Origin of the sequence: Alcanivorax sp. DG881 (assembly GCF_000155615.1) — a bacterium.
Taxonomy (GTDB): domain Bacteria; phylum Pseudomonadota; class Gammaproteobacteria; order Pseudomonadales; family Alcanivoracaceae; genus Alcanivorax.
Map to the genome: position 1 here is coordinate 1,040,795 of NZ_DS989915.1, position 26,558 is coordinate 1,067,352.

General features: G+C 59.4%; 25 protein-coding genes and 1 other RNA gene. 8 read left to right on the forward strand and 18 right to left on the reverse strand.

The features are described 5' to 3' along the window. Positions 1-175: 175 nt before the first annotated feature. The 4 genes from ADG881_RS04650 (at position 176) to ADG881_RS04660 (ending at position 3,876) form a co-directional block, all read left to right on the forward strand. Positions 176-2,503, forward strand: coding sequence for a TRAP transporter large permease subunit (locus ADG881_RS04650; protein WP_007149394.1), 2,328 nt, complete (start codon positions 176-178; stop codon positions 2,501-2,503). A gap of 125 nt (positions 2,504-2,628) precedes the next feature. Continuing rightward, positions 2,629-2,781, forward strand: coding sequence for a hypothetical protein (locus ADG881_RS17485; RefSeq protein ID WP_007149819.1), 153 nt, complete (start codon positions 2,629-2,631; stop codon positions 2,779-2,781). A 5-nt stretch (positions 2,782-2,786) separates the two neighbouring features. After that, the gene (locus ADG881_RS04655; protein ID WP_039926129.1) at positions 2,787-3,149 is read left to right on the forward strand and encodes a PilZ domain-containing protein; all 363 of its coding nucleotides are present in this window, start codon (positions 2,787-2,789) and stop codon (positions 3,147-3,149) included. Continuing rightward, positions 3,142-3,876, forward strand: a complete 735-nt coding sequence (locus tag ADG881_RS04660; RefSeq protein ID WP_007150178.1) for a class I SAM-dependent methyltransferase — start codon at positions 3,142-3,144, stop codon at positions 3,874-3,876. Before ADG881_RS04655 ends, ADG881_RS04660 begins: the two co-directional genes overlap by 8 nt. Positions 3,877-3,894: 18 nt before the next feature. On the opposite strand, the gene ADG881_RS04665 is transcribed toward ADG881_RS04660, so the two are convergent. The 5 genes from ADG881_RS04665 to rnd are packed head-to-tail and all read right to left on the reverse strand — an operon-like array spanning position 3,895 to position 6,583. Continuing rightward, on the reverse strand, positions 3,895-4,347 hold the full coding sequence (locus ADG881_RS04665; protein ID WP_007148530.1) for an HIT family protein: 453 nt from the start codon (positions 4,345-4,347) through the stop codon (positions 3,895-3,897). Further along, entirely contained in the window at positions 4,344-4,691 is a 348-nt protein-coding gene (locus ADG881_RS04670) for a hypothetical protein (protein ID WP_083787457.1), read from the reverse strand. The genes ADG881_RS04665 and ADG881_RS04670 overlap by 4 nt, the downstream gene beginning before the upstream one ends. 50 nt (positions 4,692-4,741) lie before the next feature. Then, positions 4,742-5,200 (reverse strand): YcgN family cysteine cluster protein, encoded by a 459-nt coding sequence (locus tag ADG881_RS04675; RefSeq protein WP_039926131.1) that lies wholly within the window; start codon positions 5,198-5,200, stop codon positions 4,742-4,744. Further along, positions 5,193-5,510 (reverse strand): YcgL domain-containing protein, encoded by a 318-nt coding sequence (locus ADG881_RS04680; protein WP_156790342.1) that lies wholly within the window; start codon positions 5,508-5,510, stop codon positions 5,193-5,195. The genes ADG881_RS04675 and ADG881_RS04680 overlap by 8 nt, the downstream gene beginning before the upstream one ends. Then, the gene (rnd, locus tag ADG881_RS04685) at positions 5,510-6,583 is read right to left on the reverse strand and encodes a ribonuclease D (protein WP_039927209.1); all 1,074 of its coding nucleotides are present in this window, start codon (positions 6,581-6,583) and stop codon (positions 5,510-5,512) included. Before rnd ends, ADG881_RS04680 begins: the two co-directional genes overlap by 1 nt. A 220-nt stretch (positions 6,584-6,803) precedes the next feature. Here rnd and gpmA point away from each other — a divergent pair, with 220 nt between their 5' ends. After that, on the forward strand, positions 6,804-7,550 hold the full coding sequence (gene gpmA / locus ADG881_RS04690) for a 2,3-diphosphoglycerate-dependent phosphoglycerate mutase (protein WP_039926133.1): 747 nt from the start codon (positions 6,804-6,806) through the stop codon (positions 7,548-7,550). Between the two features lie 170 nt (positions 7,551-7,720). Here the strand turns inward: gpmA and ADG881_RS04695 are convergent, their stop codons facing one another. From ADG881_RS04695 to ADG881_RS04720, 6 genes are read right to left on the reverse strand one after another with little or no spacing between them, the layout of a single operon-like run. Beyond that, positions 7,721-11,011: an efflux RND transporter permease subunit gene (locus ADG881_RS04695; RefSeq protein ID WP_007151468.1), complete on the reverse strand. Its 3,291-nt coding sequence runs from the start codon at positions 11,009-11,011 to the stop codon at positions 7,721-7,723. After that, positions 11,008-12,192 carry an efflux RND transporter periplasmic adaptor subunit gene (locus tag ADG881_RS04700; RefSeq protein ID WP_007150274.1) on the reverse strand — a complete coding sequence of 395 codons (1,185 nt, stop codon included), beginning with the start codon at positions 12,190-12,192 and terminating at the stop codon, positions 11,008-11,010. The genes ADG881_RS04695 and ADG881_RS04700 overlap by 4 nt, the downstream gene beginning before the upstream one ends. Then, a complete protein-coding gene (locus tag ADG881_RS04705) occupies positions 12,189-13,193 on the reverse strand; it encodes a hypothetical protein (protein WP_039926136.1) in 1,005 nt (334 codons plus the stop codon). The genes ADG881_RS04700 and ADG881_RS04705 overlap by 4 nt, the downstream gene beginning before the upstream one ends. Continuing rightward, a complete protein-coding gene (locus tag ADG881_RS04710; protein WP_039926138.1) occupies positions 13,190-14,281 on the reverse strand; it encodes a hypothetical protein in 1,092 nt (363 codons plus the stop codon). The genes ADG881_RS04705 and ADG881_RS04710 overlap by 4 nt, the downstream gene beginning before the upstream one ends. Beyond that, positions 14,278-15,903 carry a GH3 auxin-responsive promoter family protein gene (locus tag ADG881_RS04715; protein ID WP_007149754.1) on the reverse strand — a complete coding sequence of 542 codons (1,626 nt, stop codon included), beginning with the start codon at positions 15,901-15,903 and terminating at the stop codon, positions 14,278-14,280. Before ADG881_RS04715 ends, ADG881_RS04710 begins: the two co-directional genes overlap by 4 nt. A gap of 13 nt (positions 15,904-15,916) precedes the next feature. Beyond that, the gene (locus ADG881_RS04720) at positions 15,917-16,690 is read right to left on the reverse strand and encodes a hypothetical protein (RefSeq protein ID WP_039926139.1); all 774 of its coding nucleotides are present in this window, start codon (positions 16,688-16,690) and stop codon (positions 15,917-15,919) included. A gap of 218 nt (positions 16,691-16,908) precedes the next feature. On the opposite strand from ADG881_RS04720, the gene ADG881_RS04725 reads away from it, so the two are divergent. After that, positions 16,909-17,985 (forward strand): AraC family transcriptional regulator, encoded by a 1,077-nt coding sequence (locus ADG881_RS04725; protein WP_232211686.1) that lies wholly within the window; start codon positions 16,909-16,911, stop codon positions 17,983-17,985. Positions 17,986-18,103: 118 nt separating this feature from the next. Beyond that, positions 18,104-19,096 (forward strand): putative solute-binding protein, encoded by a 993-nt coding sequence (locus ADG881_RS04730; RefSeq protein WP_007150695.1) that lies wholly within the window; start codon positions 18,104-18,106, stop codon positions 19,094-19,096. A 149-nt stretch (positions 19,097-19,245) separates the two neighbouring features. Here ADG881_RS04730 and ADG881_RS04735 read toward each other — a convergent pair whose 3' ends face one another. The 5 genes from ADG881_RS04735 to ffs form a co-directional block, all read right to left on the reverse strand. Then, complete coding sequence (locus ADG881_RS04735; RefSeq protein ID WP_007151106.1) at positions 19,246-20,388, reverse strand: acyl-CoA dehydrogenase family protein; 1,143 nt, start codon at positions 20,386-20,388, stop codon at positions 19,246-19,248. A 160-nt stretch (positions 20,389-20,548) separates the two neighbouring features. After that, complete coding sequence (gene recR / locus ADG881_RS04740; protein WP_007149477.1) at positions 20,549-21,151, reverse strand: recombination mediator RecR; 603 nt, start codon at positions 21,149-21,151, stop codon at positions 20,549-20,551. A 24-nt stretch (positions 21,152-21,175) separates the two neighbouring features. Beyond that, positions 21,176-21,493 (reverse strand): YbaB/EbfC family nucleoid-associated protein, encoded by a 318-nt coding sequence (locus ADG881_RS04745; RefSeq protein ID WP_007149395.1) that lies wholly within the window; start codon positions 21,491-21,493, stop codon positions 21,176-21,178. Positions 21,494-21,685: 192 nt separating this feature from the next. Beyond that, positions 21,686-23,593 (reverse strand): DNA polymerase III subunit gamma/tau, encoded by a 1,908-nt coding sequence (gene dnaX / locus ADG881_RS04750; RefSeq protein WP_007149796.1) that lies wholly within the window; start codon positions 23,591-23,593, stop codon positions 21,686-21,688. 144 nt (positions 23,594-23,737) lie between these two features. Beyond that, positions 23,738-23,834, reverse strand: an RNA gene (gene ffs, locus ADG881_RS17325) — signal recognition particle sRNA small type. Between the two features lie 226 nt (positions 23,835-24,060). Between ffs and gap the strand changes: the two genes are divergently transcribed. Next, positions 24,061-25,092, forward strand: a complete 1,032-nt coding sequence (gap, locus tag ADG881_RS04755; protein WP_007149784.1) for a type I glyceraldehyde-3-phosphate dehydrogenase — start codon at positions 24,061-24,063, stop codon at positions 25,090-25,092. Positions 25,093-25,203: 111 nt separating this feature from the next. On the opposite strand, the gene ADG881_RS04760 is transcribed toward gap, so the two are convergent. Together ADG881_RS04760 and ADG881_RS04765 are read right to left on the reverse strand one after the other, a co-directional pair. Continuing rightward, complete coding sequence (locus ADG881_RS04760; RefSeq protein ID WP_007148815.1) at positions 25,204-25,722, reverse strand: hypothetical protein; 519 nt, start codon at positions 25,720-25,722, stop codon at positions 25,204-25,206. 273 nt (positions 25,723-25,995) lie between these two features. Next, positions 25,996-26,445 (reverse strand): Hsp20 family protein, encoded by a 450-nt coding sequence (locus ADG881_RS04765; protein WP_007148936.1) that lies wholly within the window; start codon positions 26,443-26,445, stop codon positions 25,996-25,998. Positions 26,446-26,558: the final 113 nt, after the last annotated feature.

Below are 26,558 nucleotides of genomic sequence, written 5' to 3' on the forward strand. Positions count from 1 at the left end.
CACAGCAAAAAGGGCCCATTCGGGCCCTTTTTGCGTTTTGGGGTCAGCAACGTTGTCCCCTCATCTCTTTGCGGCCCGCCCCCCTTCCTGCGCCATCGAGCACTGCCTTTCCATACCTATGCCAGCGTGCTAATTTGCAAAATCTTTGCTCACAGGAAAATAACAAGGACAACACATGGCCACATCCCTGCGCATGGAACGGCGTACCGCCCGAGAGTGGTTTTCCTCCCTGCCGACCCTGCTGCTGCTATTGCTGACGATTTTCCTGGCTTCCGGGCAGGTTATTCATTCCCAACTTCTCTCGATCGGTGAAAACACCTGGGACAACTATTTTCAACTGCGTAGTGCCGGCGCCCTGAATGAGCCCACCTGCAACGCGGATGCTGACCTGGACAGGGAGCTGGAACGCGCCCTTGCCGAAAAGAAACAGAAAATGACCGACGACCCCCTCGCCGGTTTTTTTGGCACCGAAATCGATGAAAAGGCGTTGCGCCAGTCCCTGGAGTCCGCACAAACGCTGTGCCGTGAAAAGTGGGCAAACTACCAAATGGTCCAGGAAAAGGTCACCCCCGGCGTCATTGCCTTTCGCACCCTGGAGGGAGGTGTGGCACAGGTGGTCAGCATTCTGGGCGACTACAAACGGCTGATTCTTTGCTTGCTGCTGCTCATTTGCGCGGCGACGGCCACCCTGACCCGTCACCATATCGCTTTGCGCCCGGCACGCACCCGCAAGGATCATCTGGTCTCCACCCTCGGCCAGCTCACTGCCAATGTGCTGCTTCTGGCTTCTGCCTTGATCTATCGCAGTGAGGAAATCAAGGCGATGGCTGATGGCGTCCAGGTAAACCACTTTTATTTACATCAAGTCTGGATAGGCGGCTTCGCCATTCTCAGCGCCGCGTCTCTCTGGCAGCTTTTTTCTCCACCCAAGGATCTGGAAGAAGGCGGTAGCTGGGGCAAGGCACTGCTAACGATTCCGCTGTACGCGTATATGTGCCTCAGTGCCAGCATCCAGTTCATGTCTCAGGGCTACCTGCACGGCACCAGCGTCTACCTGGGCATGATGATGGAATTTTCCACCATGTTTCTCAGCCTGGGGCTTTATATCTGGGTAGGGATGATGCTGCGACAGACAAAGATGGTGCATCTGGTTTTCGATGTGCTGCGCCCCTGGCGCATGTCACCCGAACTGATGTGCTTTGTGATTCTTGCTGTTACCGCTATCCCCACCGCCTATACCGGCGCATCCGGTATTTTTATCATCGCTGCCGGTGCAACCGTATACCACGAGCTGGTCCGCGCCGGCGCGAGAAAGCAGTTGGCACTGGCCGGGGCGGCCATGTCCGGGTCCATGGGTGTTGTGCTGCGCCCCTGTTTGCTGGTGGTCATTATCGCCGCCTTGAATAACAGCGTGACCACAGATGAACTGTTCACTTCTGGCATCAAGGTCTTCGGTTTATCGCTATTACTGTTCTTCATTTACAGTCAGTTTGCCCGCACCGAACCGGCACGCATCGCCCCATTCTCACAAGCGGTTCCCGCAAGCCTGAAACGGCTTGTCCCCCTGCTGCCTTACGTCATTGTCATTGGCACCGTGGTGGTGGTTTTCAGAGACATCCTGGGGGCCCAACTTAACGAAAACTATGCGCCCATCATTCTGCCAATGATCATGCTGGCCGTGCTGATCTATGAGAAGTTCAGCCGTCATTTCCTGCACCTGTGCGCCGCGGTACTGGCTCTACTGCTGATCCATTCAAGCTATGACGCCTGGTTGGTCAGCAACGCACTGGATGCCGGCAATATTCCATCTGGCACCTCCGCCAACCAGCTTTCCGATACGTTAACCGGGCTGTTCTGGCGAAACCTGATTCTCGGCATCAGTCTGCTTATCCATTATCTGTTCAAACCCAACGGCGAGGTATCAGAGCTGCCAGCCAAGGAAGAAGGGGTTGGAACCAACCTGGAAAGCTCTCTGCGCTTCTCCACCAATGAAACCACCGGGCATATTGGTGCGCTGCTCATGCTGATGGCACTGACCGTCAGCATGGGGGGGCTATTGGAACGCTCGGGGATCATGGAAGCCTTGCCGGAAACGTTCCCTTCGATCTGGGTCGCCATGACGCTGCTGGTGGTGACCATGGTCATCATCGGCATGATCATGGACCCCTTTGGAGCGGTCATTCTGGTGAACGCGACCATCGCCCAGGTGGCGTTCGATAACGGCATCGCCCCATTGCACTTCTGGATGATAAGCCTCGTTGCCTTCGAGCTGGGCTACCTGTCTCCACCCGTCGCCCTTAACCACCTGTTGACGCGCCAGGTCGTCGGTGATGACGAGGTGGAAAGCGCCAAAGTCATCAATGGCTCTTTCTACCGGCGCTACGAAAAATACCTGTTGCCCATTGCCGTCATGCTCACGGCCCTGTTGCTGGTTGCCTTTGTGCCGCTGCTCTCTGACAGCCTGCATCACTGGCTATTTCAGAAAATAGACGTCACAGGGTGATCAGCGTCGCAAACTGCCAAAAACCCTTGCAGGGCTCAAGTTGCCAGCCCTGCAAGGCCCCAGTTTCCTATCGTCCCGGAATAACTGATACTGTAAAGTATGCGGATATGTCAGGGAGATAACTGATGAGTAAAACGCAGGAACCCCGCGCTTCACGCGAAACCGAAGCGCTTCCCAAAACGATCAAGCCCGCCCTGTTGTTCTTGCTGTTCCTGTTCGGGGTGGTTGCCACCATGGCCACCGCCGCTTACGTTGTTGACAGAATGATTTACGGGTAAGTCATATGGCTACAGCAATGGACAACCGACGCCACCCCCGGATCAGCCGTGAAGAGAACCTGTCTCTTACCTTGCTGCCCGCCGGGTCGGATGCCGTGGCACCGGAAGATCGCCTGTATCTGACCACCCACGATATTTCCCTCGCCGGGATCAGCGTGGAGTTGCCTGCGCCGATCAAGCCCAATACGGATGTTGAGCTCTGGGTTGCCCTGCTGGAAAAACACGGCACCTACCACCTTTACGGCACCATTGCCTGGTGCGCAGCCCCGGAAGGCCACCTGCTGGCCGGTGTCGCCCTGGACCTGGAACGGGCGGACGGACGCCTGTGGGCGGCGCATTTTGATACCACCGGTTATTTCAGTGACTGACAGCCTGTTTCAACGCGGCCAGCACTACCAGCAGTTTCGTCCCACCTACCCCGATACGCTTTTTGAATGGCTCAGCGCCCAAAGCCCTGCCAGCCATCTTGCTGTGGATGTGGGTTGTGGCAGCGGCCAGGCCAGCCGCGGCCTGGAACCCCACTTCCAGCATGTGATCGGCACCGATATCAGCCTTCGGCAACTTCAGGCTGCGCCAGCCTCAGCCACAAGCTTTCTGGCGACGCAGGCCCATCAGCTTCCCCTGCCAGATACCTGTGTGGACCTGATCACCGTTGCCCAGGCATTTCACTGGTTCGACAAAACCGCCTTCTTTGCCGAGGCTGAGCGGGTTCTGAAACCCGGCGGGGTACTGGCCCTGGTCAGTTATGGCCTGTGCGATGTGGAGGGTCTGGAAGGGATCGTCAGGGCATTCCATGATGGCCCACTGGGCCCATGGTGGCCGGCGGAACGCGCCGATGTGGTGGCTGGCTACCCCCAGGCACAGCTGCATTGGCCAGCCCTGCACTTTGCGGATACCACCATAAAACGGGAATGGTCCGTGGAGACGTTTATTGGTTATCTGGATACCTGGTCCGCGCTGGTACAGGCAGCCAGAGCCGGCCAGAGTCCGCTGGCCCCCTTCAGTGCAACACTGCGAACACAATGGGGGCCACAGACACGCACCGTGCACTGGCCACTACGGGTGCGCGCCTGGCGAAAGCCGCGCCCCCATTAAGCGGCACGCGAGCGAGCGTCAGGCGCTGTCGGGGAAGTGCTCAGACAGCAGGCCTGCCAGCCGATCCAGGCGCTTGCGTCGTTTCGCCATGCCGAAGACATTGAGTAGGCGGGTTGCCCAGGTCAGCGCCGTTACCAGCGTATCGCCGCCGCGACGGGGAATCACGTGCACGTGCACATGGGGCACATGCTGATTGGCCTCACGGCCATCGTTGACCACCACGTTGTGCGCCTTTACGGCAAGGCCGGCCCGCTTCTGGGCGACAATGGTCCGCCGCGCCAGATCCATCAAGTGGTGTGTCACCGCAGCGTCCAGCCCTTCCAGCAGAGGCGCGTGCTCACGCGGAATGACCAGGCAATGGGCTTCACGGATCGGGAAAAGATCCAGAATCACCATGGCCTGCTCATCTTGATAAACCACGCTGGCGGGCAACGTGCCCGCCTGGATCTGGCAGAAAATACACTGGCTCATTGCTGAACCGACATGGCCGCTTGTTTGCGCCGCTGCCGCCACAGTTCAAATGCTGCCACCACCAATGCCACCACCAGCATGGCCAACAGCGGCCCGCCAGCGCGCCACAGGCTCACGTCTTCCTGTGCCAGGCCATCGAACAGGCTAACCACCCAGGCCGGCGCCCATTCGTCATGTTGCGGGGAAACAGACCAGGGGGTCAGCAACAGGGCCGTCAACACGGTACGCAGTGGCACCTTGCCCCACCGTGACAGCGGGCGTGTCAGCCACCACCAGACAAACAATACGCCGACGCTGCCGATCAGGTAGGCAAACCAGCCCCATAGATATGCTTGTGTTGTCACAACTTCTCCTACACGTGTGATTGAATCCACTGCCAGGCACTCACCTGCATTCAGTCGATCCAGTGAACAATATGCTCTTCCCAATCGTCTTCCGGCACAAGCTGCTCGGACACCACGCGCCCGGCCACACTGATGCCTGCCTGCTTCACGCTGCCCGCCTTTTCGCTGAGCAGCGGATGCCAGCCGGGTAACGGCTGGCCATGGGCGCGCAAACGATACGCACAAGTGGACGGCAGCCAGTCCGTATCCCGGGCAATGGCTTCAGTCACTTGAATACAGTCAGGGACCCGCTGAAAACGCTCCGGATACACCCGACACTGACATTTTTTGCTATCCAGAAAGCGGCAGGCCAGATTGGTAAACGCCAACTCGCCGCTATCTTCATCTTCCAGTTTGACCAGGCAACAACGGCCACACCCATCGCACAGCGCCTCCCACTCGCGGGCATTGAGCTCGCCCAGTGGCAGGGTCCAGAACTGCGCACGCAGTGGCAGGGTCACCTCAGGCATCACGCCCGGCCGGTTTGTCCGGATGGCCATCGGCCATGAACAGGTCTTCATCCGGCGGCGGCGGCATCTGCAGATAAAAGCCCTGCTCGCGGATTTTACCCATGACCTGCTCCACATCCGCCCGGGCCAAAGGCCGCTCCGGGTTAAGGATCATGTCGGTCACATGTTCAGCATGGCCAAATTGCCCCATCAGTATTTCTGGCACCTCTTTCAGGCCCTTCTGACGATCCACATACAAATACATACCGCTTTTGCGGCGGCTCTTGTAGATCGAACAAAACAGCTTGCCTTTCAACACTCCCTCACTCACTACAGTAACTCCAGCAGGGGTTGGGTGACGATGTCATGGCGCCACCCGGTCAACGGCTCCGGCACCCGGTCCGGGTGACGGATAAGGGCTTCCAGCCAACGCCGGCGCATCAATACATCCGGCTTCATGTCCATCTCTTCGGCGATCACGCCTACCCGGTTGCGCAGGGTCTTGGCGAGTTTCTTCTGTGCCGCATCCGGCGGGCCCGGCAACGGGTCCGGCGGAGTCTGCCGGCGGCCCTCTTCCATCAGCGCCAGCAAGGCATCACCATCGCGACGAATTTGCTTGGGATGAAAGCCCAGATCCGCCAGCAAGCCCCGGTCACTACGACTGGCCCGGGCCAGGTCCAGTAGCTGGGCATCTTTGAGCACGAAACTCTTTGGCAGGTTCCGCTCCCGGGCCATCTGGTCTCGCCAGGGTGTCAGGGCCGCCAGCACCGCCAGGCTTTCCCCCTGCAGCAGGCCCGCCCCCTTCACGTTGCGCCAGGCATCCTGGGCAGGCGTGACACTGCGAGCCTGGTTCAACAAACGTTCGCACTCTTCCTGCCACCAGGCGCGACGCCCCAGCTTGTCCAGTCGCTCGGCAAGGATCGCCGCCACTTCCGGCAGGTATTTCACATCATCTTCGGCGTAGTGAAGCTGCTCGTCGCTCAATGGCCGTTTCAGCCAGTTGGTGCGCGTCGCACCTTTGGGCAAATCGACACCCAGCAGCATCTGAACCACTTTCTGGTAGCCCCACTGCATGTCTTCCCCGCTCAGTGCCGCAGCAATCTGGGTATCTTCGATGGCTGCCGGGTATTGGCCGGTAAAGGTGGCAATGGCTTCCAGATCTTCCGAGCAGGCATGCATGACCAGGGTGTGCTGCTGAAATACCGGAGACAGCGTGGGGCCATCCACCCGGGTGGTATCAATCAGGCGGATTTGTTCACCGTCGTGTACCTGCACCAGCGCCAATTGCGGCCAGAAGGTGCGCTCGCGCATGAATTCCGTGTCCAGATACAGCGGGGTCCCCGCCGTCAGCCCACCTTGCCATTCACTGATTGCCTGATTGTCCTCGCACCAAAGATACGCCATGTTTTCGCCTTGTCCGGGAATGAAAAAGCCCTTGAAGCGGCTTTCACAGGTCATCGCTGCGCATGAAAAGGGCAAAATGGCCTGCAAAAAAACACACAGGACAGGCCTTGCCGGCAGCGGCAACAGAATTTGCAACGATTATACGGGCTGTGGCGCTCAATTTCCCGGCGCATTTCTGCTACTCTTTGCGCCGCATTGAAATCGCACAGGAATGACGCTAATGAGCACGAAACTGGTACTGGTCCGCCACGGCCAGAGCGTATGGAACAAGGAAAACCGCTTCACCGGCTGGAAAGACGTGGATCTGACCGAGCAAGGCCGCGAGGAAGCCCGCACCGCAGGCGAGCTGCTGAAGGAAGCCGGCTTTGAGTTCGATGTGGCTTACACCTCGGTGCTCAAGCGTGCCGTGCGCACCCTGTGGAGCATTCTGGACAACATGGACCAGATGTGGATCCCGGTGATCCGTGACTATCGCCTGAACGAGCGCCACTACGGTGCCTTGCAGGGGCTGAACAAGGCGGAAACGGCCGCCAAGTACGGGGACGATCAGGTCCATATCTGGCGCCGCAGCTACGACACACCACCGCCGAAAATGGAGCGGGACGACGAGCGCTACGCCGGCAACTTCCGGGTGTACAAGAACCTGAGTGAAGCGCAGATTCCCCTGTCAGAGAGCCTGAAAGACACGGTCGACCGCTTCGTGCCTTACTTCGAAAGCGACATCAAGCCACAAATCGAAGCGGGCAAACAGGTGCTGATCTGCGCCCACGGCAACAGCCTGCGCGCGCTGGTGAAATACCTGGGTGACATTTCCGACGAGGAAATCGTCAAGCTCAACATCCCCACCGGCGTACCGATGGTCTACGAGCTGGACGACAACCTGAAGCCCATCAAGAACTACTACCTGGGCGACGCAGAAGCGGCAGCGAAAGCTGCTGAAGCGGTGGCCAATCAAGGTAAGGCGTAAAGAGAGACGCAACAGGCTTCACGGGGCACGCCACAACGCGTACAACCGCCAAGTTTGCTGTTAACGAAGAGGCCGCGCCCCTGTTTGGGGTGCGGCCTCTTGCGTTCATGGGGTTTGCTGGACGGCTGACGCCAGAAGCCTGACGCACAAAGCCCCGCCAGAAACCTGCATCACTGCGCGCCTACCTGACCTTGCATATAATCCTGCCGGCCCGCCTCCCAGGCGGAGCCCAGCACCGCATCGTGATACGGGTTGGCCCCTCCCCATCCGGCATACAAGCGGCCGCGTTCATAGGCCATCTCCACGGTATCCTGTTCCGATGCCTGCGGCGCTCGCCAGCGGGCCAGCCAGCGCGTGACCAGCCCTTTCACATCATTGGATACCACCAACAGGCTGGGCACCAGCAACAGGCTCACCAGGGTGGCAAACAGCACCCCGAAGGCCAGCGAGACGGCCATGGGTATCAGGAAGCGGGCTTGCACGCTGGTTTCCAGCATCAGCGGTGCAACACCGGCAAAGGTGGTGATGGACGTCAACATTACTGGTCGCAGCCGCCCGCTCACCCCCCGAATGACCGCATCCCGTAACGATGCGCCTTTATCCCGGAGGTCGTTGATGGCATCGAGCAATACCAGGTTGTCATTCACCACCACGCCACTCACCGCGATGATTCCCACCAGCGACCACAGTGTCACGCTGTAACCCAGCAGAAAGTGCCCCATAAAGGCCCCCACCAGCCCAAACGGAATCGCCGCCATCACCAGCAGGGGCTGGCCATAACCGCCGAACAGAATGGTGAGCAGGAAGAAGATTGCGGCCAATGCAATCAGGTAGCTTATCGACAGGTGTGACAGGAAATCCTTGATCGCCGCCTGTTTGCCCGCCACCGTCCAGCCGGCTTTATCGTCAGCCGCCATCATCGGATCCAGCAGCGCCTTGCGCAGCTCTGCCATCACCAGAGCTGGAGACGTGGTGTGTTCATCCACAAAGGCACTCACCGTGGCACTGCGACGACCGTCATAGTGGCTAATCATGGCCGGCGCCTGCCGGCGCGATAGCGAGGCCACGGCCGCGAGCACGGTCATTTCACCGTCCGCCAGTTGCACCGGCATTCGCTCCAGATCGGTAATCTGGCGACTGTCGGCCTGGGCCAGCCGCAGCATCACCGGCACCTCCCGGTCCTGTTCAAACCAGCGATCCAGTTCGATGCCGTGGAACGCATTGCGCACCTGCGCCCCCACTTGCTCGGCCCGCAAACCGGCTCGCTCCCCTTCTTCACGCAGGTTGATATCCACAATGGTTCGCTGGGCATGCAGATTATTGGCCACCTCGTGGACCCCATCCATGCGCGCCAACGCCAGCGCCGCCTGCTCGCTCATCCGCTGTAGCGTCGTCAAGTCCGGGTGGAACAGATTGATATGAATATCCGGTTTCACCTGCATCAGGCTGGCATGGAATTTCACTGACAACGCATCGGCGATCACCCCGTGCTGATCGCGCCACCGCCGCGCGATTTCCCGAGGCGGCAGGGCGCTGGTATCACCGCTGATCGCCAGGGTCACCCGAACCCGGTATCGCGCACCGGGATCACGAGCGTTGGAGGTTTTCTGGCGCACGCCCTGTTCGGCAAACACCGCATCGATGTGGATCGGTGCCTCGGCTTGAGCAGCCTCACCGTCCCCTGCCAGCTGGCGAGCCAGAGCCTGGGCGGAATCTTCCAGCTCCCTTACTTCCCGTGCCAGACGAGGATCACCGGTGCCCTGCGGGAACACCACTTCCGCCATCACCCGGTCGCCTTCCACCCGGGAGAACAACACCATGGTCAACCAGCCGCTGTTAACCAACGCGCAGCAGAAAACAAACAGACCCACGAATACCACCACCAACACATAACGCCAGTGCAGGCAGCGTTGCAGAATCGGCCGGGCACGCTGGTCCAGCCAGCGCTCCAGACCATCGTTAAGGCGCGTAGCCAGTTGTTCGGATTTCAGCCACAGCCCCCGCGCCGGACGATCGTGGCTCAAGTGGGCTGGCAAAATCCACAGCGACTCCACCAGCGACAGCAACAGGATGGTCATCGAGACGATGGGAATAACCCGCATCAATGCCCCTTCCGGCCCCGGCAGGAACAACAAGGGAGCAAAGGCAAAAAGCGTGGTCATGACCGCAAACAAAATCGGTTTCGCCACCCGTTGCGCCCCACTGATAGCGGCTTGCCCCCCGGTCAGCCCCTGGCGGCGTTGGTGGTCAATGCTTTCGCCCACGATCACCGCATCATCCACCACAATCCCCAGCACCAGAATAAAGGCGAACAGGGAGATGGTGTTGAAGGACTCGCCCAGCAACGGCAGCATGGCGCAGGCACCGAGCATGCACACGGGAATCCCCAGTGCCACCCAGCCCGCCAGCCGCAGGGTCAGGAAGATGGCCAGCATGAGCGTCAGCAGCACCAGGCCTTGCAAGGCGTTACGCCAGAGCAGGTTGGAGCGCTCACTGAACTGGCGAGCATCGTCACTCCACACCTGTAACCCGACACCGGGAGGCAGATCCGCTTCTGCCAGGTAGTCACGCACAGCCCCGGCCACATCCAGCACGTTCTGATCGCCAACCCGGTACACATCCAGCGCCACCGCCGGTTTGCCATCCAGCCAGGCCGCCTGGGTGTCCCGGGAAAAACCGTCCTGCACCTGGGCCACATCGCCCAGGCTCAACAAGTCCCCCTGCTCCGACTGGCGGATCACCAGTTGCTCATAAGCGCGGGCATCACCAGGTTGCTCGCCGGTCTGCAGCAGCCAGTCGCCCTTGTCGCTGCGCAGCACACCGCCGGCGATGCGCTGCACGCTCTGGCTGGCTGCAGCTGCAATACCATCCAGCGTCAGCTCGTAGCGATACAGGTCATCACGGGAGACCAGCAGCGCCATTTCCCGTTCCGGCAGGTTTTCAATATCCACGCTGGAAATAGCATCGCGGTTGAGCAGCTGCCGGCGAACCCGGTTGCCCAGCTGGTACAGATCCGTACGGGACAGGGAGCCGCTGAGCAGCAACCGCACCACCCGGTTACGCACAATCAGCTCCTGCACCCGCGGGCGTGCGGCCCCCTTGGGCAGGTTATCCAGAGCATCCAGGCGCGTGCGGATCTGCTCCAGCACATCGCCCGTGTCATGCCCTTCCAGCACATCCAGCTGCACGCTGCACAACCCCTCACGGGATTCGCTGATCAGCTCAGTGCCGCCCTCCACATCGTCCACCGCGGTTTCCACCGGCGTACACACCAGCGATTCCACGGTTTCCGGGGTGGCCTGGGGATACGCCACATAAATGCCAATGCGGTCCAGCGGCACATTGGGCAGGGTTTCCTGACGGGTATGGGGAATCGCCAGCAGCCCTGCCAGCAACAGGGTCATCATCAACAGGTTGGCAACCGCCCCATTTCTGGCGAACCAGGCAATGGAACGATTCATGGATGTCCCTCACCACTGTTCTCGCTGTGATGGGCCAGACCGGTCTGGGCCGGGCGTGGATCAATCCGCATGCCTTCCAGCAATTGCAGATCCCCGGCCAACACCACCGACGTCTCGCTGTTGACTCCATCGTGGAGGTAGAGGTTGTCACTGTCCTGATGCAGTATCGCCACCGACTGACGGCGCAGACGCTGGTCGTCGTCCAGCACCCAGACAGACTGGTCACCGGCCTGGGCAGAACGGGGCAACACCGCCACCGCCGGCGTCGCCGCACCGCGCAGTTCCGCCTGCACCAGTACACCGGGCTCCAGTGGCAATGACTGACCGTCATTGGCGACCTGCACGATCAGGTACATCATCTGGTTGCGGTTCAGCCCCCCTTCACGGCGCACCACCTTGCCTTCCCAGTGCCCCTCCCTGCCGGCGAAACGGCCGGTAAGGATCACACTGACCGCCTCCAGAGTGCTGTCATCACCAGGCACGATACCCAGCAAGCCAAGCCACTCATCACGGACCGGCAGGCGAATTTCCACCTGGTCTTCCTGGTACAACTGGGCCAGCTTGCTGCCCGCCTGCACATGCTGCCCTGCCATCACCTGCACGGCTTTCAGGCGCCCGCTGATCGGCGCCAGCAATTCGGTCTGTTCCTGGTTACGCTCCGCCTGACGCAGGCTGGCACGGGCAGCACTCAGCCGGCTCAGGGCTTCGTCCAGTTGCGGTTCGAACCGCCCCAGCGCCGACGAGCGCCCGGAAGCCCCGGACACCCGCGCCTTGGCCCGGGTCTGGGCCAGGTGCAGACGCGCCGCATGGACACTGTTCTGACGTGAGGTCACCTCCAGCGCAAAGGGCTCCGGGTCCAGCTTGAGCAACACATCGCCAGCAGCCACTCGCCCACCATCGGCAAACGCCGGCGCCACCTGCTGGATTCGCCCGGAGACTTCCAGACTCAAGGGCAGATCATGGCGCGCCGTGGCCTGCCCCTGGCTATAGACCGGAATCACCACATCCTGCCAGTCCACAGTCATGGTATTGAGGGCCAGCACACTATCCTGAGCCTTGGCCGGCGGCGGCGCCGGTGGCACCAGATAAAGCGAAAAAACGGCCATCGCCATGGCCAGGGTGGCCAGCAATGCCACCAGTGTTCGCAAGCTGAGAGAACGCAAACCGGCAGGCAACTTCATTCAACCACTCCCAGCCAATTAACCCAGCGCTGTAAGCACTGGCGCACCGTGGCTTGCGGCGCGCCCAGGGATGAGTGCACTTTCAGGGACAGGCTCATGCAGCCATTCACCACAATCACACCGTTGGCGACCGGATGGCTCGGGCTGCCCGGGCCGCAGCAGGCAAACACGGTATCTTCCCGCATCCCTGCGGAGGCAAAGTCGATCTCCCATTCACCCAGGCTGGAAAAAGACCCGCAGTGCTGCGTCCCTTTCTGCAGGCGCCCACACAACCAGTTCACTCCCCGCTGGCCGATCAAGCGTCCAATACGCGCCAGATGCCAATACCGCCAGTGCACATTGGCCTTGAGGTAGCCACGCACGGAACGGTCCAGCCTGGCGGCCTTGTCTTCATGATCCACAGTGAGATAGAACGCGCTGGACAGGTTCATATCCGCGCGCAGCATGGGCACCACACCGCGCATGTTCACCGGAAAGCACCAGCTACCGGCAATGCCGTGCAACATCAGGGTCTCGCAGACCGCCCGGTGCAACGCCAGTAATAGCAAGCTGTTCACCGACACCTTGTTTTGGTGAGCCCGCTGATACAGCGCACGGGTCTGCGCCGGATTCAACCATTGCACGCAGACCGGGCTGTCTTCGATTTCTTCAGCTTCTGCTTGCCCAGCCAAGGCCCGCCAGCGGCGCCACACCGGTTCCACCGCAGGCAGATCGTCCGGCAACCGTTGCCAACGCTGCCACCAGCGCGGTGCCTGCTTCTGGCGGCTCAACGGCATGGGAGGCTGTGCCACCCCGCGTTGTTTCAGGGCCTGGGCAATACCGCCCACCCCATCATGGTCCCGATGACGCAGGGCGACAGTATCGCGTTCACCACTGCACGGATCGATAAAGATAAATTCGATGCGATCATCAATACCCAGCCCGGCTCGGGCGCGATACCACATGCCGATATAATCCACCGGCGGCCGGGACGACAGGGTGCGGGTCGACACGGTATTCACAGGCGCGCCACTTCCACATAGGGCAGGCGATCATCGAGTTGCTCGCGGGGATCGCCGTCATAACTCACCAGAAAGTGATCGCTCAACAACAGACGACGGCGGTAGCGGGCCGGTACCGTTGCCAGTGGATCCTGGGCAAAGAAGCCACACACCAGTGCATCATATCGGCCATGGAAACGGTCCACCGCGTGATCAAGCAACAGACGCAACAAATCAGGCTGGTTATCTTCCACCACCACACTGTGCAAGGTGAGATAAGACAGAATGCCGCCGGGCGCAGGCAGCTTCATGCCACCGCGCAACACGCTATGGGTATTGTAGAAGTGGCGTAGAAACCGCAGGCCCCGGGCATAACCCAACACGCGCGTCTGCTTTATACCCTGCTGATCCCAGAATCCCAGCACCCCTTTGAGCTGCCCCTTGACCCATAGCCCAAGAAAGCTTTCCGGGTTCAGTCCATAACAATAGGCATCACCGCGTACCCGGCTGACATCCCAGTAGGGGAAGAACTGCTTGCTGGCCCCTTCGCGTTGCAACAATGCCGCCATGGCGGGCAGGTCGGCTTCACCGGTTTGCCGGATTTGCACATCTTTTGGCAGCCGCTGATGGCGCGCCCGGGTATACACCAGGCTGGTCTCGATCGTGCCGTGGGGGTAATAGGTGGGCAGCCCGGCACGGCCACTGGCCACCGAGCCCAGCGAGGCCTCGTTGTCGCGCAGCACCGTGGTCTGCATCCACTCGCCCTCGGACAGTTGCTTGCGCAACTGGCGAAACAGGCGGTGCAGCACCAGGCCATTACGGAATTGCGGCGCGATACGTAAATCGTGAGCATAGCGAATCGGTTTCACCTCGCCATTCACCCACAGGTGCCGCCAACCCACATTGTAGACAGCGCCCAGTTCACCGGCACCGCCCTTGGGCTCAGCCACCCACACGTCCGGCTGTTCGCAGGTCACCTGGGCACCCCGGAAGTAATCCGGATGCCGCTCAAAATTCAGGGTCACCGCGCCGTGCTGGGGCGTCCCCTGCAGCAGCGCCAGGATGGCCCCGTTATCCTGGTCACAGGCAGGCCGGATGCGGTAACTCATACCGTCACTCCGGGTGCCTCTGTTTGTGCCGAGCGCGCTTCCAGCCAGGTCGGCACCCTCCCTGCCCAGTACTGCAGGGACTCCATCTTGATGTTGCCTTCGATCATGCCGCGTTGACGGCAATGCTGCAGATAACGCTCACGCATGCCCGGATGAATAACGCAGCGCAAAGGCGCCAACTGCCCCAGATTGCGCGCCAACTGATAATGAAAGTGCAACTGCAACGCCGACTCCATTTGCACCGCTATGTGCTGGGCAACGGCCGGGTTCTCCCCTTCCAGTAACAGCACATAGCCAGGCAAACCCTGCGCGGATTGATCCACCGCCACCGTGCATACGGGTAGCAATTCCTCCGGTAACGCCAGGGCGGCCATGGCACCATCCACAGCGGCCGCCGTCATTTTTTCGCCGACCAGATCAGTGGTTCCTGCTCGGCCAAGGAAACGCAAGCTGGGAATACCGCCGACAAAATCATCCACTTCCACCAGATCTTTCAGCCGGTAACGCAACAAACCGCTGCCGGTACTCAGCAGCGGCATGACCTGCTGCCCGGCCTCCAATTCCCAGGGCGCGAAGATACGGCCATCGGTAGGGTCCTGAAATTCATACACGTGACTGCGATACGCCAGCGGATAACGCCCTGCATAGGGAATGGTGACCACGCCTTCGGTGGCCCACAGTCCTTTGCCCTGAAACGCGGCCTGGGGAAGTAAAGCATGCAGCTCTTTCGCCCACGGCGTGGAGGCCGCCGTATCCCAGGCACTCACCAACGCCAGCTTTGGCCACAACGCCATCAGGAAATCCGCGTTTAACCGGCCGTCCCACTCGCGCAACAAGGCTGCCGCTTGCGGAGACCAGGGGCAGGAATCCACCGCACCACCAAGCATGCGGTTCCCCCAGGATCCGCTGTTAAGCACCTCTGCCAGCTCCTCTCGCCACTGCGCCATGGCACGCAGCATCCCCAACCCGAAAGTGGGACTCCAGATCGAAAGCATGGACAGGGCCGGATCGCTGACCAGATAGGCAAGGGTGGCAAACAGGGAATCATCGGAGGTTCTGGCCAGCGCCACATCCTGCGGCACACACTGGGTCGCACCGGCCAGCAAGCGCTTGCCCATGGACATCAGCTGAATGTCGTCATTCACATCCTCGCGCATATTGTCGCGCAGCGAGGTGGGCACCCAGGACATGGACCAGTAATGCCGCCCCTGCACCAGCCGGGGGTACTGCCGGTACAAATCCACAATCCAGGGGCTGATGGCCGCATCCAGTTCACCAAGAAACTGGCGTGTATAGGGAATCCATTTAATCGCGGACGTGGAGCCACTGGTTGGCTGGCAGCGAACCAGGGGGGAATCGATCAAGCGACAATCACCGTGCTCGCGCGACAAGGTAATCGCATCCGCCCATTGCTCATAATCCGTAACCGGCTGCCGGTCCGCAAACGCCTCCCACGACCAGTCACCCCGAATGCCGTTTCGATGCCCCAGCGGGCTGGCTGCCACCCGCTTTAGCAGCGCGGCCTGTTTCTGTCGCTGTACCGATTCCAGCCGCTCACGGCCAGCCGCAAAACGACGCTCACCTGGCCAGGCGGCCAGTTTCAGAAGACGATGTCCAAACATGATATTTCCCGGCTTATTCGCAGGCCACAGCGGTCACTGCAGGCTTGGTTTTACGGCGCTTTTTTTGCCAAAGCTGAAACGGATAGCTAACCAGGAGCTTCAGGTTAACCTGTCCGATACAGGGCAATTCCGTACCGCGCTGCCAGGATGGATTTTGTTTTTCAAAAAACTGGATTTTTTCGTTCGCCAAACGCATTTCGTCAGAAATACCCGCCACATCGGATTTCAGATGTGTGTACCCCTCACCAAAATCAAGAAGACGGCGCTGATTGCAGTAATAATCAGAAAAGAGAGATTGGCAGTACGCATCAACCAGCGGCGCTAACCGCTGATCCTTTCCCTCTGGGTTGGGGTAATAATTATGGAAATTATTCGCCAGCAAAAGATAGGTTTTATATCCCTTGGAAATCAGCAACCAAAACATGGGGCGAAACGGATGGCGTATTTTTTCGCGAATCATCCGGAAGAAAAACTTCACTTGAAGCGCTTTGCTACCCCAGTATTTTTCTTCAATGATGGTGTCACCACTAAACACGCCCTTTACCCGGCGACCCTCCACGTTCATGTCGATAACTTTCAAGGTAGAAAAACCAACCACACGCTTGGTTGCTTTCTCCTCCACTAAAAATATACCGCTCTTTTCCACCATATCCTGGCAAAAAATATCCAGGCTTATATTTTCGTAGTACCCGGAGTAGATCTCATACATTCTTCGCATTATGGGTACCGACACCTTGGAAAGGGGCAGATATCGGGCTTTCAGGTTAGATGCATTTTCCCGTTGCATTTTCCCGCTCCATGATTATTTTTATGCGTTGAAAAGCGGTGCTCATGATCTACACGGACCGTGATTTACTTAATAGTCAAAGCGGCCATTTTTTTGTTAAAAATGGCAACACTGGTTTAAACCAGTAACAATAACGCGTCCAATGAGACGCGTATCACACCTAAAATAACAACAATGTCAGGCCATATGGCCGAGGCAGAAAAATGAAAAATAATGGAATGGCTTTGGACGTTCCGCTAATTTCTATTCGCTATGCCCGCCGTTTTTTACGGTTCACACAAAAACACGGGATAAGTGGAACCATCGTACTCAAAGAAGCCCGCATCGACCCCGCCTTACTGGATAACCCGGATGCCTTTCTGACCATGAGGCAGCTTCTCACCATGCTCCGTCATGCCGACGCCCTTCTCAAAGACGACACCGCATCATTTCGCTTTGGTCAGGAACTGGATTTACAGGGTCATGGCCTGCTGGGTTTTGCCCTGCTTCGCCAACAGGATTACCGCAAACTGGTTAATATGGTGGTGCAATATCTGCGCGTTTCATTACCTATCATGGATATGGAAATCCACTGCACAGGCGAAGACATCTCCATTCGCCTGCATGACAGCTGGGAGCTAGGCGAACTAAGACCTTTTGTTACCAACATCTACATGGGCAGCATTCATGCACTGGCATCGCTTGTCTGTCGCCGTTTCACGTTTGAATACGATTATCCGTGCCCAGCCAAAGCTTCCAGTTTCCAGCATCTTGGCGAAGGCATCGAAATGAAATTCAACTGTGAGCACAACCGCGTACTGCTGCCACTATCCGGCCGCCAGGCTCGTGATGATGACGCCACCGTGGCCAACTATCTGGCCACGGCCCGGTCCCAGGAGCAGGCCCAGGGCGATGAAAGTCTCAAGGTCGTCATTCAGGTACGCCATGAAATCCGCAACGCTCCCGGCCGTGACAGCACCCTGGAACGGGTAGCCGCCAAGCTGGGCATGAGCCCTCGTTCTGTACGCCGCCATTTGAGCCTGTCCGGGTTTGCCTTCAGCGGCCTTCGCAACGAAATTCGTGAAATGTTTGCCACCCGCTACCTGGTGGACACCGATATGGCACTGGAAAAAATTGCTGAGTATCTGGGCTACAGCGACCAGGCCAGTTTCAGCAAGGCCTACCGGGGCTGGACAGGGCACACCCCCGGAGAAGTCCGCCGCAACGCCAAAGTACCGCCCCCTTCCTGGGACAGCGCAGAAGAAGAGCACCAGAATGTACCCGACGGCGAAACACCCTCTCGGCCGGGCCATTGACTTAATATCCCGCATTCCTGACGCTTGGTGTTTTTGCGTTCCCCGATCCTGGCACTAGTATCGGGAAACGCTCCCGGCGTCAGCCAAAATACTAGCAATAACAATCAGGAAGAGACTGATGAAGAAGCTGTTCACCGCCGTTGTCACGGCCTGTGCGCTCACTGCCTCCCTCTCCGTGCAGGCAGAGACCATTAAACGCAAAATCTGTGTATTCGATATTGTCGGTAATGTGGGCCCGGTAATGGGTGCCATGAAAGACTGGAAAGCCGCCGCACTGGACTGGGGCCTGGAAACCGAGCTGGTGCCCTACACCAACGAAGCCATTGCGGCGGAAGACCTGAAAGCCGGTGTCTGTGATGCCTCCTTGATTACCGGTATCCGCGGCCGGGCGTTCAACAAATACGCCGGCACGGTTGATTCCATTGGTGCCATCCCTTCCATGGACCACATGAAAGTGGTGTTGCAGGTTCTCTCTCACCCCCAGAGCGCAGACAAACTGTCACAGGGCTCCTACCAGATCATGGGGATTGCGCCTGCAGGTGCTGCGTATGTATTCGTTAACGATCGCCAGGTGAACTCCCTGGCCAAAGCGGCCGGCAAGAAAGTGGCCGTGCTGGAATATGATGAAACCCAGGCCAAGCTGGTTTCCCAGGTCGGCGCCACACCGGTTGCCTCGGACATCACCAACTTCTCCACCAAGTTCAACAATGGGGTGGTAGACGTGATCGCTGCGCCACTGGTTGCCTACAACGCGCTGGAACTCTACAAGGGCCTGAGCCCGGACGGTGGCATCATCAATTATCCGCTGGCCCAGCTGACCATTCAGCTGATCGCCAAGAAAGACAAATTCCCGGCAGACATGGCGCAAAAATCCCGGGAGTATTTCTACAACAACCTGCACCGCATCACCGATCAACTGGACAAAGAAGCCCAGCACGTGGACAAGCGTTGGTGGGTGGAAATCCCCGATGCAGACAAGGCCGAGTACGAAGTAATGATGCAGGAAGCCCGCAACCAGCTTCGTGACGAAGGCTACTACGACCCGGACATGCTGACCCTGCTGCGCAAGGTTCGCTGCAAGATGGAACCGGCGCGGGCGGAGTGTACTTAAAGGGAGACGCACCACGCTGCATGCATCACGCAAGGCACGCTTAAAAAAAAAGAGGCCGCGTCCACACTCATGGACGCGGCCTCTTTCGTTTCAGATTGCGACACTCTCGACCCGCGCTGTTGCGCACAGCATGAAGCGTGTCGCGTCTCTTAAAGCCCCAACTGCTTGGCGATCACTTCGTTCATGATTTCGTGGGTGCCGCCGCCAATGGACAGAATCCGGTTGTCGCGGAACAAACGCTCCACCACCGTGCCACGCATGTAACCACTGCCGCCGAAGAGTTGTACGGCGTCGTAGGTCACCCTGTCAGCACAGCGTGTTGCCACATTCTTTGCCATGGACACATCCAGCACGCAGTTTTCGCCGGCTGCGATTTGGGCTGCCACCCGGTAGGTAAACTCGGTACTGGCTTTCACATCCGTCGCCATTTCCGCCAGCTTGTGGCGAGTCACCTGGAAGCCGGCAAGAGGGCGGCCAAAGGCCTCCCGCTCCTTCACATACTTCATGGCTTCATCCAGCGCCAACTGGGCCGTGCTGTTTGCCGTCACGGCCAGAATCAAACGCTCCATCTGGAAATTGCTCATGATGCAATAGAAGCCACCATTTTCCGGGCCGATCAGGTTTTCCACCGGAACCCGGCAATCCTCGAAAAACAGCTCGGCCGTGTCAGAAGCCCACCAGCCCATTTTTTTCAGCTTCCGCCCCACCGTAAAGCCCGGCGTCCCTTTCTCGATCAACAACAGGCTGATGCCGCCGTATCCCTTGTCACCGGTACGGACCGCCACGGTGTAATAATCTGCTCGCACACCACTGGTGATAAAAGTCTTGGCGCCGTTCACCACATAGTGGTCGCCATCGCGCACGGCACGGGTTTGCAGGTTCGCCACGTCAGAACCGCCATTGGGCTCAGTGATGGCCAAGGCGGAAATTTTGTCGCCATTGATCACCTCGGGAATAACCCGTTGCTTCATGGCATCACTGCCCCATTTCCAGACCGGTGGCAGCCCGATATCCAGCGACCCCAGGCTTGCGCAAAGTCCGCCCGATGAGCAACGCACCAACTCTTCGCAGGCGGCGATTTTCATGAAGACGTCTTCGCCCGTCCCACCAAACTCCTCCGGAGCATTGATGCCGAGGATGCCCGCATCCGCTGCCGTCTTGTACAACTCCCGGGGGAATTCCCCTGCTTCTTCCCAGTCATCCACCTCCGGGAGGATTTCCCGCTCAACGAATTTGCGGACGGTATCTCGCACCATCTGGTGGGTTTCATTGAAATAATTCAGGGCGCTCACTGGACCTCCTTGGATTCATTGGATTGCGCACAACCTAGCGCTTGCTTGGTTTAACCATAACAGAAAGCCGCCAAGGGAAACCAGACGAAACCGCGGCTTGTGTTTACGGGTAGAAAAGGAGATTTACACTTTCGATAGACACCCTGGAAGGTGCCCTTTATCAGGCGTCAAAGGGCCTGCGGCCTCTCAGCGCCTGTGCCAGGGTAGCGCCATCAACGAATTCAAGTTCACCGCCCATGGGCACCCCCTGGGCGATGCGGCTGACACCCACTCCCGCGTCCTGGGCCAGGTCCAGTACATAATGGGCTGTGGCTTCGCCTTCCACAGTCGTGCCAGTAGCCAGAATCAACTCGCTGATCTGCCCTTCATTCAGACGTTGCTCAAGCACATCCAGCCCCAGCTCACGGGGCCCCACGCCATCCAGTGGCGAGAGTTCCCCCATCAGCACGAAGTACTGGCCCCGGTATTCGCCGGACTGTTCAAACGCCAGCACATCCCCGGGGGTGGCAACAATGCAGACCAGCGAGGCATCGCGACGCGGATCATCGCAGACAGGGCAAAGTTCTGCTTCAGCATAGTTCCGGCAACGCTGGCAATGCTGCACGCCGTCCATGGCAGCATGGAGCGCATCGCCCAACCGGCGCCCGGATTCGCGGCCGCGGTCCAGCAACGCATAGGCCATGCGCTGGGCAGAACGGGGGCCCACTCCGGGCAAACAGGTAAAGGCATTGATCAGCTGGTCGACCAGCGGCGCGTGTTTCACAATCTCGGCGTCTCGTAGCAGTGCTTAGGGTTTGAAGCCCGGCGGGAAGGGAAAGCCACCCGCCATGTTCTGCATGTTGTCCTGCTGCTGTTTTTCCACCCGGCGCACCGCATCATTCACTGCGGCGGCAAGCAGGTCTTCCAGCAATTCCTTGTCTTCGCTCATCAGGCTGGCATCAATATCCACGCCTTTCACATCGTGCCGACCGTTCATGGTGACTTTCACCAGGCCCGCACCGGACTCGCCCACCACTTCACTGTTGGCGGCCTCGTCCTGCATTTTCTTCATCTTCTCCTGCATGGCCTGAGCCTGCTGCATGAGATTGTTAATATCGAAATCCATGGTTTGCTCCAAATTAACGCATGACGCATGACGCATGACGCATGACGCATGACGCATGACGCATGACGCATGACGCATGACGCATGACGCATGATCAGTCTAAAAGCATCGCTGCCGCGTCAAGTCTCTTGCGTTCTTTGCTTGTGATTTTGATTATAGCGTCCGGGGTCATGCGTCTCGCTTCCGGCGTACTTATTCCACTGTCTCTTTCGGGGTGACGCTTTCTTCGTCCAATCGCCCCGCAAAGGTGGTGACCAACTGCTGCACCACCGGGTCGGCGTGCAGGGTATCCTTGGCCTGGGCCAGCAATTCCTGCCGACGCGCTTCGGCCATTCGCTCCGGGGTCTCGCCCGGCTGCTGCTCAAATTCCACCTGAACCTGAATGCGTCGCTGGAAGTAATTGCCCAGCGCACCGCTCAATTCTTCCAGCCGCTCCTTGTTGACCAGCACCTGATGCCCGGGGCTGATGCGCAGCGTCCAGACGCTTTCCTCACGGCTGATCAACACCGCATTACGAGCGATATTGCGCACCGTGCCATCCACGTCCAGGCGCAACAACAAGGCGGCCCACCAGGTGGCCACTTCCGCCTCATTGGTCGGCTCCGCCAATGGCGCCAGGTTTTCGGATTCCGGGGCAGGCTCAGCGTTTGGCTCAGGGTCACTCTGCGGTTGGGCTGCCACCGCCGCTGCAGCCTCGGCAGCAGGCTCTGGCTGATTCGCTTCTACCTGGGCCAGGGCCGCCGACGCTGACGGAGAAGAAGAAGCCGGGCCCTCATCCCAGGGCGGGGCGTCATCCGCAGACGCAGGTGCCGCCGCCTCTACAGGAGCCGTTTGCTGAGCGGGCGCAGATGTCACCGTGGCAGGGGCCGGCTCGGGGGGCTGAGCAGCAGGGCGCGCAGCAGGTTCTGAGTGAGACGCAGCGGCAGGCGGACTGTTCAGCAGGGCACGCAAATCCGGCTTACCGCCGGGCTCTGCCGACGGCACTGCCGCTTCAGGCTTTTTTGCGGCGGGGCTGTCCCCCTGCACCAGCACACCCTTGGGCGTAAACAGCACCATGCGCAACAACAACATCTCCAGTGCGGCACGGCTATCCGGTGCATCCTGCAAGTCGCGGCGCCCTCTCAGGGCCACGTCGTAATACAGTTGAATCTGTTCCGCAGTGAGTGCGGCCGCCAGCTGTTGCTGGGTCTCGTCATAACTGCCGGGCACCGCCTGGCACACCGCCAGCTGGTGAAGCTGGCTGATCAGTTCATCCAGCAAGGCCAGCTCGCCGGGACAATGCTCGCTGACCGTCGCCAGCGCCTGCAACACACCACCGGGCTCCTGCTCCGCCAGCGCCACCAGCAGCGTCAGGACGTGGTTGCGGTCCACCGTACCCAGCATGGCGTTCACCGCCTCGCTGCTGAGTTGCTCACTGCCGAAGGCGATCGCCTGATCCGTCAGGCTCAATGCATCCCGCATGGAACCCTGAGCCGCTTTACCCAGTGACAGCAGCGCCGGCTCTTCGTAGCGAATCATTTCCTTGTCGAGCAAGGTCTTCAGGTGCCCGGCAATCTGCTCGGCGGGCAACGCCTTGAGGCTGAACTGCAAACAGCGGGACAGCACGGTCACCGGCAATTTCTGCGGGTCGGTGGTGGCCAGCAGGAATTTCACATGGGGAGGCGGTTCTTCCAGGGTTTTCAGCAACGCATTGAACGAATGCGCCGAGAGCATGTGCACCTCATCGATCAGGTACACCTTGTAGCGGCCCCGGGTCGGTGCGTACTGCACGTTGTCGAGCAGCTCGCGGGTGTCTTCCACCTTGGTACGGCTGGCCGCATCCACTTCGATCAGGTCCACGAAGCGGCCGTCGGTAATCTCCTGACAGGTAGGGCATACGCCGCAAGGACGGGCACTGACACCCTGCTCGCAGTTCAGGCAGCGGGAGAGAATACGGGCAATGGTGGTTTTCCCCACCCCGCGTGTGCCGGTGAACAGGTAGGCATGGTGCAGCCGATCCTGATCCAGGGCATGCATCAGGGCCCGTGAAACGTGCTCCTGCCCCACCAGTTCATCAAAGGTACGGGGGCGGTATTTACGGGCAAGGACCTGATAACTCATAGCACTCCAGCGGCAATCATGGCCACCAATACAAAGGGATTGGAATCAGAGCGCTTATGCTATCGAAGTTCCCGGGGGGAGGACAGTGGGAGAAACGTGTTACGTGAAAGCGAGCGGCGTGTAGCGGGGAAATTAGAGCGGTCTTCCCGCCAGCCACACCCCGGCACACAAGTCCACTGCTACCGTTGCTCCCTTCCGGGCCTGGCGGGGTTCGCAGCTTATCGTTGCGGGGGGACCGACGGGTCGACCATAACGCGCTTCGGGCATGGCAGCCGCGAAACGAGCGCGCATTGTGGCGAATGCCCACGGCTATTGCAAGAGAACAGCGGGGCCTGGGCGTTCATCTGACTAAAGCTTGAGCAGGCTGGCCCTGCCCTGGCCGCAGGACTACACTCGAAGTAGCAAGAGCAGGGCCGCCAGCAAGGCGCAAGCACCCTGCCCGGCCTATCCGCGGACAGGGAGGCACCATGGACAACCATCCCACCATTCGCATTGCCATCAATGGTTTCGGCCGCATCGGCCGCTGCCTGGTTCGGGCCCTCAGTGAACACCCGGCACGGGAGCGTTTTGAACTGGTCGCCATCAATGACCTGGCCGATTTCAATGTGCTTGCCCACCTGCTTGCCTTCGATACCACCCATGGCCGTTGGCCCTATTCCGTGCATTATGACGGCGATGCCATGGAGATTGATGGCCGCCGGGTCCCCTGCTTCGCCACCGCTGATCTGGATCAATTGCCCTGGGGCGAGCACGCGGTGGATCTGGTGCTGGAGTGCAGTGGTCGCTACAAGCAGCACGCACAGCTCCAGGGCCACCTGGACGCTGGCGCCCGCCGCGTCTTGGTGAGCTACCCGGTGGACGATGCCGACGCCATGGTGGTTTACGGCGTTAACCACGGCCTGCTTGATGATAGCCAGCAAATCGTTTCCAACGCCTCCTGCACCACCAACTGCCTGGCGCCACTGGTGGATGTGCTCGACCGGGCTTTCACCGTCAAGCAGGGGTTGATGACCACGATCCACAGCTACACCAATGACCAGAACCTGGTGGACAAGGCCCATGGCGATTTGCTGCGCGCGCGTGCAGCGGCAGTGAACATGATCCCCACCGGCACCGGCGCCGCCAGGGCGGTGGGGAAAGTGCTCCCGCATCTGGCCGGGCGACTGGACGGCATGGCCGTGCGCGTGCCCACGCTGAATGTGTCGCTGGTGGATATGACGCTACTGCTGGAACAGCCCGTCACGGTGGAAGGTGTCCATGAGAGCCTCAGCAATGCCGCCCATGGGGATTTACAGGGGGTATTGGCGATGAACCATCTGGCGCTGGTTTCCAGCGACTTCAATCACCTGCCCTATTCCTGTGTGGTGGACACCAACCACACACGGGTACTGGGCCCGCAGCTGAAACTGCTGGCCTGGTACGACAACGAATGGGGGTTCAGCCACCGCATGCTGGACGTGGCGGCTTATTGGATGGAAAAGTTGACGCCTGACGCCTGACGCCTGACGCCTGACGCCTGACGCCAATCAGTGTAAGGACCACTTGTCGCGTCAAGCGTCTTGGCGGTGATTTCTTTATCCGGCGTCCTGCATCTGGCCTCCGGCGTTCACTCAATCAAACGGGCTGAAATGCTCTTCCCGGCCTGCCTCTTCCGCCTCATGGCGATGGCCATGCATGACCTTTTCCACCTTGGTGGCCTGCAGATCGTCATCGGCATCCACCATCATCAGGTAATCACCCTGCTCGACCCGATCGATATAGGGAGACAAGTGATGATTAGTGGACGAGACACCGCGCAAACCGCCCAGCCAGGCACCAAAACAGGTACCAAACAGGGTCGCGCCGATAATGGCGCCACTCTCCAGATTGGTTCCCCAGGGATCAAGCCCTGCCAGCAAGAAGCCGCCGAACAAGCCAGCCGCCATACCGATAATCGCACCGAGAAACCCCGAATGCATGATGTCGGTTTCTTCCCACGGGGTGGTGCCGTGTACATGAGCTTGGGCGATGGCCATGGTGTCGGTGCCCATGACATGCAGGCGGTTTTCACCGATCCCTGCCTGACGCAGTTCACCGGTGATGCCCTGAACGGACGCGAGTGATTTGGTGAAATAGTAGAGTCGTTTCATTGCTGCCTCTCCCTGTGGCAAACAAATGGCGAACAATCGACCGCTTTGTGCGTGTAGTACGCGGACCGTACTGTGCGCCAGTCTTCCTGACCGGCAGTGCTTCTGAAGACCGCTCACTGCCGTGATCAGATCCTTTAGCGATGACTGCTCCAACCGGTTATGCCATTGCGCTATTGGGGCAGCCGTTGCCTTTACTACTCCTGAAACTAACAAAAAGGGGCCGTAATGGCCCCTTTACTGTGTCACAAAAACCGCGTCACAGAATGTGAGCGATTAATTACTTTTTGTAGGTGCCGGCGCACCGTCAACCGGGATCACACGGGGCTTTTTCTCTTCCGGCACCACGCGGGTCAAAGTCACCGTCAGCAGGCCATCTTCCAGCCCGGCGGCCTCCACTTCCACATGGTCAGCCAGCTTGAACGTGCGCTCGAAAGCCCTGCGGGCAATACCGCGGTGTAGCCAGGTTCGCTCACTGTCCTGTTCCGTCTTCAGGTTACCGCGAATGCGCAGTTCATTTTCCTGCACGGTGATATCCAGGTCGCTGCGCGCAAAGCCGGCCATGGCCATGACAATACGGTAGCGGCCATCACTTTCGCGGATGATGTCGTAAGGGGGGTAGCCATTGGACTGGTCAGCACGCAGCGCCGCGTCCAGCAGCTCATCAAAACGGTCAAAACCCACAGAATGGCGAAACAACGGGGCAAGGGAAAATCCGGTATTCATCACACTATCCTCATTCCAATCTCACCAGCAGACCCCGCAGGCGTCCGCTGGAAAACGGTTTAAAAATGGTTGATGTGACACGGAGCCGCCGGCAGTCATCAAGACTGTCTGCA

Bases quoted from the DNA above. Each gene is read 5' to 3' on its own strand.
- ADG881_RS04650 (WP_007149394.1), top strand. From the start codon at position 176: ATGGCCACATCCCTGCGCATGGAACGGCGTACCGCCCGAGAGTGGTTT.
- ADG881_RS17485 (WP_007149819.1), top strand. From the start codon at position 2,629: ATGAGTAAAACGCAGGAACCCCGCGCTTCACGCGAAACCGAAGCGCTT.
- ADG881_RS04655 (WP_039926129.1), top strand. From the start codon at position 2,787: ATGGCTACAGCAATGGACAACCGACGCCACCCCCGGATCAGCCGTGAA.
- ADG881_RS04665 (WP_007148530.1), bottom strand. From the start codon at position 4,347: ATGAGCCAGTGTATTTTCTGCCAGATCCAGGCGGGCACGTTGCCCGCC.
- ADG881_RS04675 (WP_039926131.1), bottom strand. From the start codon at position 5,200: ATGCCTGAGGTGACCCTGCCACTGCGTGCGCAGTTCTGGACCCTGCCA.
- rnd (WP_039927209.1), bottom strand. From the start codon at position 6,583: ATGGCGTATCTTTGGTGCGAGGACAATCAGGCAATCAGTGAATGGCAA.
- gpmA (WP_039926133.1), top strand. From the start codon at position 6,804: ATGAGCACGAAACTGGTACTGGTCCGCCACGGCCAGAGCGTATGGAAC.
- ADG881_RS04695 (WP_007151468.1), bottom strand. From the start codon at position 11,011: ATGAATCGTTCCATTGCCTGGTTCGCCAGAAATGGGGCGGTTGCCAAC.
- ADG881_RS04700 (WP_007150274.1), bottom strand. From the start codon at position 12,192: ATGAAGTTGCCTGCCGGTTTGCGTTCTCTCAGCTTGCGAACACTGGTG.
- ADG881_RS04710 (WP_039926138.1), bottom strand. From the start codon at position 14,281: ATGAGTTACCGCATCCGGCCTGCCTGTGACCAGGATAACGGGGCCATC.
- ADG881_RS04715 (WP_007149754.1), bottom strand. From the start codon at position 15,903: ATGTTTGGACATCGTCTTCTGAAACTGGCCGCCTGGCCAGGTGAGCGT.
- ADG881_RS04720 (WP_039926139.1), bottom strand. From the start codon at position 16,690: ATGCAACGGGAAAATGCATCTAACCTGAAAGCCCGATATCTGCCCCTT.
- ADG881_RS04725 (WP_232211686.1), top strand. From the start codon at position 16,909: ATGGCTTTGGACGTTCCGCTAATTTCTATTCGCTATGCCCGCCGTTTT.
- ADG881_RS04730 (WP_007150695.1), top strand. From the start codon at position 18,104: ATGAAGAAGCTGTTCACCGCCGTTGTCACGGCCTGTGCGCTCACTGCC.
- ADG881_RS04745 (WP_007149395.1), bottom strand. From the start codon at position 21,493: ATGGATTTCGATATTAACAATCTCATGCAGCAGGCTCAGGCCATGCAG.
- dnaX (WP_007149796.1), bottom strand. From the start codon at position 23,593: ATGAGTTATCAGGTCCTTGCCCGTAAATACCGCCCCCGTACCTTTGAT.
- gap (WP_007149784.1), top strand. From the start codon at position 24,061: ATGGACAACCATCCCACCATTCGCATTGCCATCAATGGTTTCGGCCGC.
- ADG881_RS04760 (WP_007148815.1), bottom strand. From the start codon at position 25,722: ATGAAACGACTCTACTATTTCACCAAATCACTCGCGTCCGTTCAGGGC.
- ADG881_RS04765 (WP_007148936.1), bottom strand. From the start codon at position 26,445: ATGAATACCGGATTTTCCCTTGCCCCGTTGTTTCGCCATTCTGTGGGT.